The organism is Chitinophaga sp. Hz27 (genome assembly GCF_042263525.1).
GTDB lineage: Bacteria > Bacteroidota > Bacteroidia > Chitinophagales > Chitinophagaceae > Chitinophaga.
In genome coordinates, this window is the sequence record NZ_JBHKFJ010000005.1 from 484590 (window position 1) to 500590 (window position 16001).

Genomic DNA, 16001 nt, shown 5'->3' on the forward strand with positions numbered 1-16001 from the left:
CCGATTTTTCTGACCCCACAACTCATTAAAGATGATTAATGAATATAGCACTGCCCAGGGCAACAAACGCGCCAGGACAGATAACGTCAGCAGCGATAACGGCATTTCTTTCTCAGGACTGGACCCAGTATTGGCCAGTCTTGGATTATTAATAGGATTACTGACTAAACCAGACCCCAATAAAGAAACGTACGCGCTCAACCCCAGCTGGTTTGCCAATCCTATCGATAATACCCAGAAAGGCATTACTGACAATCCCGCGCAATTCGAGCAATTACTGACAGCTGTCCTTGGAAAAATCGGGGGCAATGCCCTGGGCATACCTATACAGGATGCTGCTTTGCTTGGCACCTGGTATCCCATTAAAAACGGTAACGAACCTACGGGGTTTTATCTCGTCAGCTACCAGAAAGAAGATAATGGCAAAACAGAAACCGTATTGGGCCTAGGTATACTCCATAGTTGGAAAGTGCCTCCTACCAATGCGGCACTCACGGTGAATGTCTGGGGACTGATGCCTTTCGTAGCAATTGGCAACGGTAGTTTCAAAATAACTTTTACAAATCCTGGCTACCCTATCAGCTTAGGAGTGGCAGCAGAAGGCGGCGACAAAAAGTTACCATTGGTAAACATCAACGGTATTTCTTTTGATGGCGTTAAGTTCAGTGCACTGATAGATGTCGCTTCCAGCGATCCTTTCAATGTATCACTGGAGGTATTGTCGCTGAAACTGGGAAGTGCGCCACCGGCTAATAAATCACTGGCAGATCTGCTGGCCATTAGTGGGCAGGAGATGCTGGAAATAGCCACCAACCTGTTTATGGGAGCCCTCAGTTATGTGTTCCCTAACCAGCTGAAAAATCTTAACTACATCACGCCATTATTAGGATTAAGCTCGCAGGTGCCTGACCTGGCAGTGAAACTGCCTGTCATGGAATGGTACAAGCTCTTCGAAGTAGCAGCTAATCCATCCAAGTATCCTGATGGCGTCAAAACATTATTCTTCAACTGGTTCAATGCCCTTTGTTCGGATACTGATGCGCTGAAAGGCTGGATCACCAGTCTGAGTGGGTTCCTGGGTAATACCAGTTTGCAAATAACGGGTACGGGTACACGTATTGATCCATTCCGTTTGGGTATTATATCGGTGAATAATATCGGCAACCTGGATTTCTGTGTGGCCACTACTGTTGACGATGGAGGTATCCGTTACTTCTATCCCGGCTTATCATTCCGCGGTAATAATGTAGCATTGGGCAGTTCATCGGCAGTATTCACCTCACAGGCCGATTTAGAGCTGGGGCAGTTTGGACTCAGCGCACAAGCCTTAACAGCCTCTCCACAAATAAAATTTGCATTCCAGTTTGCATTAAAGAATAAAACCTCAGGCCAGCCGTTGGTAGCTTATGATGGCAATAGCGTCGGCTCCTTAACTGCAGGATTGGTATTGGGTACAGATGGAAAAATCGTTCCTGACTTTTCCCTGAACCAGGTGGTGACCACACTCACATCATTTGAAAATGTAAACCTGCTGTCGCCAGGAGAGCTGGCCGAAGCCGGTGCAGCAGCGTTAAGCGATGCGCTGATAACGTTAATAGGTGTCAACAGCAATGACTTTGCGAAAAGTATTGGCGCCCTGATAGGCCTAGTACCTCCTGCAAGTGCGCAGGGAAAATGGCCGGCAACACTGCCACCACCGTTCTCCAGCGCGCAGATGGCGCAGTCTATCCTCAACCCGGTGAAAGCCTGGTCTGACTTCTATCTGCATACCTTACAATATGCCACATCAGTAGATGGTAAATCTGCTTTTGCATACATTATACAAGAAATGGCTAACCTGCTGCAACAAACAACAGCAGGACTTAATATATCCGTTACCGGTAGTGGTACTATCACCGATCCATGGAAGGCCGGCATAGCCTTAAGCAGCAGCACATTGCCTGCTTATCTTACTGCCTATAAAGTAGACAACACTACTGATAACACCACGGAGCTGGTGATTGGTTTATCCTTAATGCCAACGATTACAATTGGCGGCGTGGATATTGTACCGTCATTGAGCTTGCAGGGACTTGGCTTGAGATTCAGCACAGATGGAAGTGTAGCTGCGTCGTGGCTACCGGAGGTCGGCGCAAATCTTCAATTACCAAAAGGATTCATGACTCCTGCCGTTGGTGGCGCAGTGGTGAGTACAGATCTTGCACAGCTATCTGCAGGTTGGAACCGCATCAGTGGCTGGGGATGGTCTATGCTCATCAAAGCTCCCAAGCTGGTCATCAATGGAAAAGATATTATCCTTGGAGAAGACCTGAATTTTGATAACCAGACGGCTTTACATGACCTGGTGAAAAAATCAGCCAGTACATTTAGTCCTTTCCTGGTGGGTGCTTTAGGTACCCTGCTGATGCGCGTAGAAAACAGGGCCGCACTGTTTGCCATTGGTTCTTTAGGGCTGATTCCGGATATTACCAAATCACCAGTATTCCCTACGGGACTTGCCTGGAGCGGATTCCAGCAATTATCACTGAGTAGTTTGAGTAATCCGTGGCCGGATATACGAAATTACATCGCTACCACATTTGCCAATACAGCAAATGCTAAAAGTCTGCTTTCCCTCTTATCATATGTCATCAATACGGAGATAACGGCAGCGCCGCCAACGGGTGGTACTGGTGTTTATGAAGATCCCTGGACGTTTGCACTGCCAGCAGGGTTTGAAGGGCTTGCGTGGTTTGATAATACTGGTAAAGTCCTGGGGCTTGGCGCTGGCAGGTCCCAATCATGGTCCTATACCCTCTCCGGCACAAAATTCAATTTCGATCTACATGCCAGGGCCCATGCATTGAAATATAACCTGAGTACCGGCGCATTAGTATTTGACGCACAGGTACCATCGTTTAGCCTGAGCGGCGTGCTGTACAACCCTGACGGCATGCTGGTAAATCTTCCAGGTTCGTTGGGTAGTGTGGAGAAAATTATTGTTGGCTGCGATCTTTCTTATGATACGGTTGGTAAGTCTTTCCACTTTCACCCTATCGTAACCTTATTGAATGTAACGCTGCCAGGACAGGAAAAACAAGCCCAGCTCACCCTGCAGGACTTTATGGATCCAGGGTTCCCTGCCAGTTTACAAAACGGCTTTATGCTGCTGTTGAACCAGGGATTACAGGCAGGCTTTCAGCAAGTGAAGAACAAACCATTGTTCCAAAAAGCCTATAGCCTGTTATCTATGCTGGGCCTTACTTTAGCGCCTGATGGAGAAACAGACCTGCGCTATATTGAGCTCTATAATCTACCTGATGGATTGTTGGGAATTAATACGGCAGGTTGGAATGGTTTACTCGCTAATTTTGATAGCTACATTCAAACACAGTTCAACAAATTACTCGCTATACAGGAAGAGCGCGACCTGCTCTACTCTTTCCTTTCTGATATACTTGGGTTCCAGCTACCTAAATTTGAAGTCCCTGTATTGCAGCTTTTGTCGGGCCTTGGCATCTGCGCGCCTGCAGAAGAAGGTTACACCGTATATCCATATAAGTTACTCGAGTTAATTTCTGATCCTTATAAAACATTCCAGCAATTATTTGGGCAATTATTCGATCTGGCTAATGTAGAGAACCTGAAACAACTGGCCGCCAATCTTGCTAAGAACCAGGGCCCTTATAAAGCAGGCCGCTGGACTTTCAGCACAGATGCTACCGGTGTTATTTCCTTTGGCATATTGCCTGCAGACAGTTTCCCGTTGGGCTCCTTCCTGCTGATCAGCGGCGGTATTCAGCTAGATCTTAACAACCAGGTACTTAATGGAGAGCTGGATATATATTGTGAAAATGTAGGCGTAACGCTGAAAAGCGGCTTCACATTAAAATTGGAATCAGGTAGTGTAACACCAACATTTACGTCAGTAGCTACCTGGGGAGATGGTAGCAAGCCCGCTGCCAAAGCGCTGCGGCTGATCCCCTTCCATACCAATGACTTCCTCGATGATGTAGCAGACCTCGCCCCATCTTTCACCCTTAACATTTTGCTGAACGCAGTTTTTGAGGAACAGCTCCTGAAGAAATATCCGTTGATACAACAGATATTCGAAGGCCTGGGACTTGCAGATAAAGCGCCAGCGGAAAGCCTCACAGTCCAGCGTTTGATTAATGGCGCTACTGTTGCAGCCGTAAGCAAAACAGATCTGCAATGGCAGATGCCATCATTAATGGGCATCCTTTATGATCCTTTGGCATGGCTACTTTCAGATGATGTATTAGGTACAAATGGAAAGTTCAGTATTTCCAAACTGGTGCAGCTATTGAGTCATCTGCCCGAAGTTACTGCACCTAATGGCATTAAAATAACACCTGATCCAACAGGTGCGAAGATTACCGGCATGCCTTATGGTTTTGAGATAGACTTGAGTGGGAAAGACGATGTGGCGAGTTTTGGTTTCAATGCAAAAGACCTTGTGATCAGCGATAACTGGGGGACCTTGAATTTATTGTCCTTCCAGGTGGGCATCGATGGCAACTATCAGCCTTCATTTGGCGGCGAGCTTACCATCTCATCAGGAAGTAAAATTCCACTTGCATTTTATGTAAATACGGGATATAACAAAGACTTCTTCCTGAAAATATCACAGGGAAAAGTTGATGCGCCAAGTGGTATTTCTTTACAATTGCTACCATTCCTTGGATGGGGAACACTACTGGAACAGGCAGGTAAACTAGCTGCGGCAGCCGTCCTCAAGAACCTTGTCCCTACAGTATTACAAAAACTTTCCGATAGTGGAGCAGGCACCTTTGTGACGAAACTGCTGAACTTTGGCAAGCAAGTAGATACGATGGCATTGGTGGATGCTATCATTGGGGTGACTTCACCAAGTGCTTTTGCGTCAAGAGCTCAGAAAGATTTATTAAACGATATAGAGTCCGTAGCATTAGGATGGTTAAGAGAGAAATTCTCGCAAAGTGGCGCCCCTACTACCGTTCAGGGTTTGATCACCTTACTGCAGGACGTAATGCCAGGCGTGAAGGCACAAGGAGGCCGACTCGCATATACACCAGACAGCAAAATACCTGTCACCATACTCGCAGGACTTAATGATGCAGGATACCTCGGACTCTGGGCAGATTTCACGCTGCCTGATACGCAGGTTATGAAAATAAAGCTTGCTGAAACTGGTGTTGGTGTTAAGTTAGATGGCTCTGTTACTTTCTCATTCGGTATGGACCTCCTGATACCGGTAGATGATAACAGTGGGCCAGGGATTACACTGGCTTATGATCTGAATAAGGGCTTCAATCTGATATTTGATCCTATCAGCAATAGTACAGATGCTACGCAGCACTCTGATCTTGCGATAGAGTTGTTACCTAACTTTTTCTCCAAACCTGCAGCAGAAGCGGCGGCCATGTCTGGCAGTGTTACAGATTGGCTCTTGAAAGTGGTGAAGGTAGTGCTGCCAAGATATGTATCCCTGCTGGTACTAAACCTGGATAAGGTAAAAACCTGGCTGGAGGCGCCGATAGTGAGCACTATCGCTAACGCCCCTACGCCGGCAGTCTTGTTACAGGCCACCTCACTGATACTGAAGAGCGGTACCAAGTATGAGCTGAACAGCATCGACAATCTCACCAAGCTCACACCAACAGGTTTCTTTGGTAATCTGTTGTATACGTTGATGCAGAATAAACTCACCTTATTACAATTTGGTGATGGCAATACAGGCTCCATTATCGTAGGACCACTTACCGGCAAAGCGGATTATTTTGGCGTCACGGTAGCTGCGCCTGGATTAAAAATTGCCGCGTTGCCAAACCTGGTATTGCAGTTGGGCGCAACAGACAGAGACTGGATTACAAAAGCAGGTGATGGCAGTGTTGCAGGAGATCCTGGTATAGGTTTTTATCTGCCTATAACAAAAACAGGAAATGATTTCAGTGTCAACTTCTCTTTGTTCAGCATGATGTTGAACAACCTGGGATTTGATATAATCGGTACTGGCGGAAAACCTATCGTAGATCAGCCGAGGTTTAAGATAGGAGCGGTACAACCCAGAACGGTATTCGCGCTGACCTTTAATGCCAGCGGTGGACCTACCGTACAATTTGGTGCAGGTATTACCCTGGCAAAAATTGGGTTGTCGCTGGCGCCGGATAAGCTGGCAGGATCTGGTGGCAGCAATCCTATCGCAAACAATATTCTTGGATCAGGCGCCGATAGTGGTAATCCACCAGTTAATCCTGAATTCTCGGTAACCACTGCTTACATTAATAAGTTATGGGTAAACCTGAAAAGCAATACTGGAAATGGTTCACAGGTGATCGTACCTATAGAGCGTTCATTTGGGCCGTTGTATATAGATAGCTTTGGGTTGGGTTGGGAAGATCAACGCAGATTGCTGGAATTCCTATTTACCGGTAATGTAGCATTGGCAGGACTGAAGGCATCTGTTGTTGGTTTAACAGTAGGCGTTCCCGTTACCGACCCTACTAATTTCAGTAAGTATACCGCAGATTTACAGGGCCTCGACATCAGCTTCAAGGGCGGCGCAGTAGAAATCAATGGTGGCTTTGTTAAAACAGAAACCGTTGTTTCCGGCCAGAATGTGATCGTGTATAATGGCGTTGCGGTGATCAAGGCGGGTACCTTTGCATTGATGGCATTAGGTTCTTATGCAGAAATCGCCGTATCTCCTGCCCCGAATGCATCCAAACAACCTTCTCTGTTTATTTTTGCCGTGCTGACAGCACCATTGGGTGGCCCTCCATTCTTCTTTATCACTGGTGTAGCAGCAGGCTTCAGTTTCAATCGTTCGCTGAAGATCCCTGATATTACAGGAGTACAAGATTTTCCATTACTCAAAGGATTATCTGATGGCACCTTTGCAGAAGGAGAAGATCCGGGAACAGCACTCGTGGCATTGAGTAAAGTAGTAGAGCCAGAGGTAGGCCAGTACTGGCTGGCAGCAGGTATTAAGTTTACCTCCTTTGAACTGCTGACTACTTCCGCCCTATTGTTCATCAGCTTTGGGAAGGAGTTTGAGGTGAACTTACTTGGCCTTAGCTTTACTTCTTTACCACCAAAAATACCAAGACAGTTTGCCCTGGCATATTTTGAGCTGGCGTTAAAGATTTCCTTCAAACCTTCGTATGGAGTTATCTCTGCAGAAGCGCAGCTGACGCCGAATTCATTCGTATTATCCAAAGATTGTAAAGTAACAGGCGGATTTGCATTCTTCCTGTGGTTTAAAAATATTCCTACACCAGCAGGCATGATTCCAGCGGGAGATTTTGTGATCTCGCTGGGTGGCTACCATCCTGACTTCAAGAAGCCGGCCTGGTATCCGGAGGTGCCACGGCTTGGCATGCAATGGAAGCTGGACATTTCTGTAGGCAGCATCAGTGTTGGCGGTGGCGCTTATTTTGCGCTTTGTCCTACCGCGGTGATGGCTGGTGGATATCTGAACGTCGCTTATCAGTTAGGCCCGTTGAAAGCATGGCTGAATGCCTCTGCCGATTTTCTGATAGAATGGAATCCGTTCTACTTCAATGTTGGCATCAGTATTACCGTGGGTGCTTCTTTCGGCACCACTATACTCGGCGTATCCATCACCCTGCGTGCAGAGTTAGGCGCTACACTGAAGCTGGAAGGCCCGCCTACGCATGGTTCTGTGAAGGTAGACTGGTTTGTGATATCCTTCACCATTCCTATCGGCTCCGGTAAAACACAAACGACAGACAATAACATCAGCTGGAAAGAATTTGCGGACGCCTTCCTCCCTCCACCAGCAGAAGCTGGCAGTACGATGAAGAACGCCAGGTTGAAACAGCGTAATACCACACCAGTACAACAGGTGGTTAAACTCAATCCGGAATCAGGCTTATTGAATGATGACGGTGAACGCTGGACTATCCAACCCTATCCTTTTATGCTGACCGCCAAATCCGCCATCCCTGCATCAGCGGTGATAGTGACCAATAGCGGCTTCAATCAGCCCGGCATAAAGGTAGGTGTGCGACCAATGGGTTATATAGATGATTTAAATGCACCACTGACTATTACACTTACGGATGATCGCGGCAATCCTGTAAACCTCACAGACCGCAAAATAAAGCTCATTATTGACACCAATGGCGCGCCATCAGCTATGTGGTCCAAAGACCCATTAGACCGAAATAAAGCGCCGCAGGCAGATGATCTGCTGATACCTGGTGCATCTTATGGCATTTTACTGGATGCAGACGAATACAATTTCCTCGGCAACGTTCCAGCCTTTGATATCATGAACCTTCAATATGAGTTTGGTACGAAACACATATTACCTTTTAAAAACGTCATCAAATTCCCTGCAGCCGCCAGGTATCCGGTTAGTGACCAGAACAATGCCTACCATGTGATCATGCATTCTATCATGACTGCTGGTATTGTTATCAAACGCAATAGCATCCTGGATGGAATTGCAGCTAGCGATATACTGGCGCCGCTTAATCCGGATCTTAGTGTGATGGCCGCTTCAGCAGATATGATATTGCAGGCGTTACCTGTTATTGCGCGGTTAGGCATCTACCAAAACAATGGCGTATTGGAACCTGGTAAAAATATTCAGCCACCGTCCTTGCCGGTTTCATTCGCTCATGCTATAAAACCACTCAAAGCACCGCAGTTGGCAGGCATAGTAAAACGATATAAAGTAGGCAGCAATGTCAGATCCGTTAAAAGCCAATATCAGCCAGCGCCTAATCTAAATAGAAAAACCAAGCTGGATGCTATTTACAATGATAGCAGCAAGCAATTGTATGATGGCACCACGCTGTTATGGAATACTGACTATCGTACCGCTACCATGCTGCAAACCAATGGTGATTTACCGTTGCGCATTACTTCCTTCGATAGGCATGGCCGTTTGAATGGCATACAGCTGATCATAGGAGAACAGCCAGTATCGCTGGCAGCGGGCACCGCGCAAGTGGCAGTACAAGGCTATGAAGGCAATGCAGATGGCATCAGCGGCTGGGATATCTACTCTCAGCTATTTAAAACCAACAGCGTTTGGGCACTGGGAGATGCCGCCATGGTACGTGTACAGAACAGTCAGCGTATACGCGTTCGCGGTACTCATGCTAACACCGGACTGATTGATGCTGCAGATTTAATGAATGGTAACAAAATCACCGACACAGGCAACACTAAACGTAGTGGATGGATTCAATCTGTATTCCCTGCTGGCACACAATATATCGCCGTACTGGTAGACCAGCATACCAGTGCTGACAGACTCGATATTGCTATCGGCGCAGGTAGTTTGCCATTGCAGGGAGATAACCTGCAACCGCTACGGCTACACGAAACAGAGAAAGGAACACTATTGATATACCCTTGTCCGAAAGATGCAACAGATGCACCTTACATGGCTATACTGGCTATCCCGAAAGACAATAAAGTACAGATCAATGGTATGTATGGCTTCACTGACATGATTGAAAATAACACTTTTGCAGAAGGGATACAACTCAGTCATGCAGGGCTCGACATTAGCGCAACTACCATTAAAACAGCCACGGTTAGTATTCACGCTCAAAAACAGGCAATATGACACCTATTATTGAAACCACGCCAGGTTCTATAGGGCCGGGTATGATACGATTTTATGATGCGATATTAAATCCGCTGGAAGCAGGCTTATATACCTTAAAGGCTGAACATCAGGTGAAAGATATTCCTGGTGAAACACCTGCTCCATATGTGGCAACACAGCCACTGGTAGTGGACGGGCCCCGGTTTTCCATCAACCCTTCCGAAATACATATGGTGTACCCTCCCGCCAACCAGGAAGGACTTTATGATAATCACATGCCCAATATGGTATTTAGCAGCTTTGCACTGCCCTGGGCACGTTCAATAGATCCGGCCACCACCACGAGAGGAGCTAATCTGGCGGTAGATAGCGACCAAAATCCGATACCATGGATTGGACTACTGACGATTTACCCGGACGATTTCAAGACAAAGGTTAGCGAGCCACAGGTAATGAAGGCATCAGAAGTGGTGAAGCCATTGGATACAAAGATATTACCACCTGCATTAGGTGATCTTTTTGGAGCAGACGATACGCTTGTAACGGTTGTCGATATTGACCTGCCTTACTTTCAGGCGATTACACCTTCTCTTGACGAGTTACCATTTCTTGCACATGGCAGGGAGGTGAATACTGGAGGAAAGATATTGCTCGGCATGCAGGACGATGGATGTTTCTCACTTGTATTTGGTAACAGATTACCAATGGCAGATGCAGAAAATACGATGTTCCTGGTTTCATATGAAGGGCACCAGGATCATCTTCATGGCAGCACTATCGGTGGCGGCTATACGAAGATACGATTAGTATTATTAGGTTCCTGGCAGTTCAGGGCTAAGGCGGCGCAAGGCAGCTTCATTCAGTTGATGGAGAATCTTTGTCTGGATGGCAGAGGTGGCGTGCAATTGCTGCAAATGCCGCTATCAGCTAAAACAGGAGAAATATCTTCAGATGCACAAAAAGCGCTGCAGATGGGATACGTTCCATTGCAAAATAAAATGCGTCAGGGCGAAGAGAGCACCTCGTGGTACCGGGGACCATTGATCCCTTCACCAACAAAGAGGGACCTTGCCTATGGTCCATATCACTACAGTGATCATGCAATCCATTATGATCCCGAAACAGGACTTTTTAATCACGCCTATAGTACAGCATGGCAGACGGGTAGGCTCCTGGCCTTGTCGGATGCCGCATTTTCCGGTGATCTTTTCAATTGGCGGAATGTATATCTCCTTGGTATCATCAACAGTGCGCGGCAATTAGACGAGCATAAAATCAACGCGATCGCAGGTAATACCCGCAGTATTAAAACATCCGAGAGCGCCCGCACCGCCGTAGGCATGCTGCTGGCAGGAGGTTTCAGCAAAGTGAAATGGCCACAGATTACCACGCGCGCGGAAGCAGTATTGCAGGATGGACTTCCAGGTGTATTCACCCAAGAAGAAAAAGTAGCTATTCTAGAAGAAGATGCAGACCCGTTATTAATGCTTGTTAAAAAAATAAAAAGCGAATAATATGAAATCATGGGGAAACAGAAATGCTGTAGCCACCAATATGATGCAACAGCTGTTATCTGTCAGGGATGGAAATTATCCTGCACCGGTGTTACCAGACAACCTGACGACCTGGCTGGCGCAGCTGACGTTACTTTACGGCATGCCTGTTGAATACCTGGTGGCAGATAACCGTATGTTGCCGTTGGAGTCCATGCGTTTCTTTTATGTAGATAGAAACTGGCTGGACCGATTGGTAGACGGGGCACTCAGCGTAGGTGTACTTTCATCAAAAGAACAGGTTTTTAATGAAACCTTTTATGAAGAAATATATGCGCAGATAGATGCTAAACAACAGCTGCTCCGCGCCGAACTACGCGATGAATCAGCGCCAGTACCGACTACAGCAGGTGGCGGCATGACAGGACTCATCTTCAGATCGGTGGTAGTGGCCGGATGGCCCGGACTTGAAATCGAGGCAACAAATAATGGCACTCCCGTGAAGATATTACGTATGGATCGCCTCTCCGACAATACGTTGTTATGTATCTGGGATGGTATTCCTGATAAAGTGAATTTTATTGAACCTTCTGAAGGCCTCCATTTTGGTATTACGCGGGACGCCAACGCCACGAATTTCACTATAGCATTACGGGGGCTGGGCTATCCGACAGACAATCCTTATCCTGCAGGTGTGCAGCTCTTTAACGGCCCCACTCCCATCAAAGCTGCTGGCACATTACGTAACGGCGCGGAACCAGGCGTTATCGATCTGGCTACACTCCGTGAGAACGTTATTAAAGCCATGCCTGCAAATGCGCTACCTAACGGAAAGCTGGCGCCTGGTGCCATGGCCATACAGCTAGTACGGGCAGCAGGCAACCAGGAATATAATCTGGACGCCGACTCTCTTGCATGTGGCTCATCTATTACCCAACCTTAAAATGTAAATCATGGCAACTAACTATATCCCCGTTTGGCCTGGCCCTGTTGTAATGGTGCCCGTTCCTATGGACATCCTACGTTTAGGCCTTCCTGATACCAGATCTGGTATATGGGCATCAACAAAAAATAATTATTATAACCTGTCCCGAAAATTGGTAGCAGACCCGCAACCATTTGTCAGAGGAACCAGTCCTGCTGCCGGTATACACCTCATGTGGACCCTTCCCTTTAGTATGCGCCAAGGACAACAATCCGATGAAAACAATCCTGACGGCAATGTTGCATTTCCGTTGGTGCCTAACCGTTGGTTGGTAACACGTTTTAAATATCCTACTCTTAGCAAAGACAATCCCAATCCTGCGCCACCGCAATTACAAGCTACAATTATCTGTAGTGATATGCTGTTCGACATTGATGATTCGGACGATATCGGTACGTCATCAGGAGATAGTCAATACCCATATCCTAATGACCCTGATTTTCCGGTAAGAGGTATTGGCGTGAGCATGACATTGGCCAGCTTTACAGGAGAAATTAAAGATGACCAGGCAAAGATTAAAGCAGTAGGTCCAGGGGATGTGTCGTGGTCTGTAGCCTATGATAATGTGAAGAATGTTTTTACCATGCATGATAATGCCGGCGGAGATGCAGGTCAGTATACCTATTCTCTTTTGGGATGGTATGCGGATCCTACGGAAGATCTGCTGACAGATATTGCCACCGGCAATAACACAGACTGGATGAATGCACTGGAAGGGCAGTTTGGATGGTCTGTTGGCGGCGCTGGCGCTGTGCAGGAAGCAGTGGCAACGTGGCAGCAATGGCAACAAAATTATGGGCTTAAAGGCGCTTATGGTCCGCAGTTACCTCCACAGATAAAAACAGCGATGACTGCCTGGAATAGCTGGCGGCAGCAGCATGGCATAAAAGAAGACCAACCTGATTTGCCTAAGCAATGTATCTGTCATTCTATGGCATCCGTGGAGTGGAAAGGAGATTCCTGGGGCTATGGTTCCGGGATACCTACCCCTGATGGAGGAGTAACTATTGCTGTTGGCAATAATGCAATGGAAGCTATTTCTACGTATATGGCCAACAAAGTAGTAGCAGAGAACCAACAGAATCCCGCTGATATCCCTATCATAGAAAGAGCATTAGAAGCATTTCAGAAAGATTTGCTGGCACAGCTAAATAGCGACCCTACCGCTGTGGAAATGGCCATCCATGCGGATCGCTTTGAGCAACATTACAGTGGCCAGGAATGGATCGTAGTAAGGCCGGAAAGTACTGATGATAATATCCTTGGAACAGGTGGGCAACAATCCATTCCATTGAATGCCGCCGACACCGATTCATTGACACAACTAAACCTTAAACAACAGGATTTAAATAACCTGAATGCAGATATACAAACTTTAAGGCAAGAGATGTTTCAGCTGCATGTGAAACAATCTATTTTTGGAAGACAAGTGCCTGCTAACATACAAACACAGGTAAACAATAGCATGGCCGCTATCACTTCGGCGCTTAATAGTAAAACCCAGGACAGGGACACAAAGCAGGCGCAGATTCTAACAGATGCAAAGACATTTAGTGACAAGCTTACTAATAACTTTGTATTGAAAACGATTGACCTTCTCGCTGCTTCTGCTCCCGTAGATCCTGTTATTATGGTGGGTGGAGCTTCTATTGATCCTAAACTTACCTCTCCTGAACAATATACAGATACCTTCAATTTGCCGGTACGTTTTACCGGCCAGACAATTACCGGCATAAATATCACATTTACGATTAGTGGTTCTCCACGTTCCTTTCTCGTAAATGCTACAGACTTGCTGGGCAAAGTTACCCTGCCGACCTGGAACATCTTCCCCAAAGAGGCCATGGACCTATGGGTTGAAACCATGCTCCTCGATACTTCTTGTGCAGCCATGATAGCCAGTATCTGGTTTGGCAAAGCCGGTGTTACACCCACCAATGATCAGATGAAACAGCTGACACTACAAATACAGGCACAGCAAACATCCGTTTGGAATGACAGCGAAACATTGGGTATCCATCCTCAGGCACTGAATGCAGTTTCAGGTATGGAGGGTGTATTACCTTCACCATTTGCAGTAGCCTTTATTACCAGGCAGCCATGGACGCCCATCTATATGGATTGGAAAATGAATTTTTTCCCATCTTCCGGCATAGTCACTGACTCATTGAAAGATTGGGTGCTGGGAGATATTGACTACGACTGGTCTGGCAGTAGTATGGCGCCGGCACAATCCTCCATTGTGTTTTATGGCCGTGCGGTGATGAATGCCAAATCTTCTCAAGTCATCAAAACAAAAATGGCAGCCTTCCAGGATGACCCGATGTATGATGGACTTCCGCAGTATATCCTGGATGACCTTCAAAGAGTAGCCGGTCAGGTGGGCCGTATTGATTTACTCACTCAATCTATGAGTGGTTTCACCAGACAACTGATCACTTCTCTTATTTCAATAAATAAGGCTCCTACAGATACTAATGTAAAACGCTTATTGGGAGATTCAGAATTAAACTTTCGCCCACAAGTAAGTAGTAGTTACACCGATTCACAACCTTTCTATCCCATCAGGTCGGGGCATTTTCAGATGATAGACCTATGGGTGGTAGATTCTTTTGGACAGGTATTAACCACCAAGGATAGTCATGCCGGCCCTATAGATCCCCTCGAAAACGTTTTCTGGTCAGAGAATTTCACTACCAGCAGTCCTAACTACACCAATCCTAATCAGAAATATTTTGGGCAATTATCTCCCAGAGTATCGCAACCGGTAAATGTACGCTTAAACCTGTTACAGCAGAACAATGATAGCATTCATACGAATTCCTCCGATCTTACCAGTCCAATTTGTGGCTGGGTAATGCCTAATCACCTGGATAATTCGCTGATGGTATTCGATGCCAATGGTTTTAACCAGGGCTCTATTATTAAGGTACAGCGTCAGATATCGGATGGTAATGAGGAAAATGACTTTCAATATACTATCCGCTGGGATGCAGTACCAGGTAGCAATACTGCTTTAGGAGCGCCGCCTGCACTGGAGAACCAGCATTTACAGGATTTTGTGATGGCCTTGCTCAAAACCGGGTTTGATGGTTCTACTGCCTATGATGACCTGATCAGCGTAATAGATGTTACCCTCTGGCCAATGAGCAATTTCAAGAGTCAGTCAGGCAACCAGAGTATACTACTGGGAAGACCGCTGGCAGTAGTTCGTGGAGAGGTACATATGGAACTAGCAGGCACACCTATGTATAATCAAAGCTGGGCAGATACTGGTAAATTTTACGACAGCAGCCAACAATACCAACCTACCGATCCACCTTATATGAATACACCTTTCGCCATCAGGATTGGCGATGCATACCTGTCTGGAAATGGCGCCATTGGCTATTTTGAGGCGGATGATTACAGTAATTTCTATGCGGTGTATGGGGCAAATGGGCAAACAAAGGAATTGTTGAAGATGTTTTCAAGGAATACCAGAGGAAAGATTAACCTGGCAGGATTTGCAGCACAAAAATTCAATGGCGTCAGCTTCGAATCTAATTACGTAAAACAGGGACATACTATAACGTTGACCCCTAAACGTAATACAGTTAAACTGACTATGTTGGTAGACCCTTCCGGTGCTATTCCAGTCATTCCGGGAAGTCAGCCACAATTTAACATCAGCTTGCCTACAGGCCCTGTTGCCAATGCGCTTGGCAACCTTAAATCTACCTTCCGTACCGGACCATTATTACTGGATCCTGACAAAATAAAAATGCCTACACCGGCGGAAGTACAAGGCAAATGGGGTTGGGTAGCCAGAAAAGATGTCACCAGCTGGAATGAAGAAAAAGAGATAGAGCAATACACCCCTATTGCAACAGCAGATCAGGATAATCTACGGCTTACAGAAGGATGGATTACACTTTCCGGAGCTAATAACCAGGAACCTCAAAACAACTAAAAC

Annotated in this window: 4 protein-coding genes; all 4 read left to right on the top strand. The window is 46.4% G+C overall.

What is annotated here, in order from left to right:
- The first annotated feature begins 31 nt into the window (after positions 1-31).
- The 4 genes from ACE38W_RS14060 to ACE38W_RS14075 are packed head-to-tail and all read left to right on the top strand — an operon-like array spanning position 32 to position 15998.
- The gene (locus tag ACE38W_RS14060) at positions 32-9586 is read left to right on the top strand and encodes a DUF6603 domain-containing protein (protein ID WP_375831792.1); all 9555 of its coding nucleotides are present in this window, start codon (positions 32-34) and stop codon (positions 9584-9586) included.
- On the top strand, positions 9583-11082 hold the full coding sequence (locus ACE38W_RS14065) for a hypothetical protein (RefSeq protein ID WP_375831794.1): 1500 nt from the start codon (positions 9583-9585) through the stop codon (positions 11080-11082). Before ACE38W_RS14060 ends, ACE38W_RS14065 begins: the two co-directional genes overlap by 4 nt.
- 1 nt (position 11083) lies before the next feature.
- Positions 11084-12004 (top strand): hypothetical protein, encoded by a 921-nt coding sequence (locus tag ACE38W_RS14070; RefSeq protein WP_375831796.1) that lies wholly within the window; start codon positions 11084-11086, stop codon positions 12002-12004.
- 10 nt (positions 12005-12014) lie between these two features.
- A complete protein-coding gene (locus ACE38W_RS14075; protein WP_375831797.1) occupies positions 12015-15998 on the top strand; it encodes a hypothetical protein in 3984 nt (1327 codons plus the stop codon).
- The last annotated feature ends 3 nt before the right edge of the window (positions 15999-16001 follow it).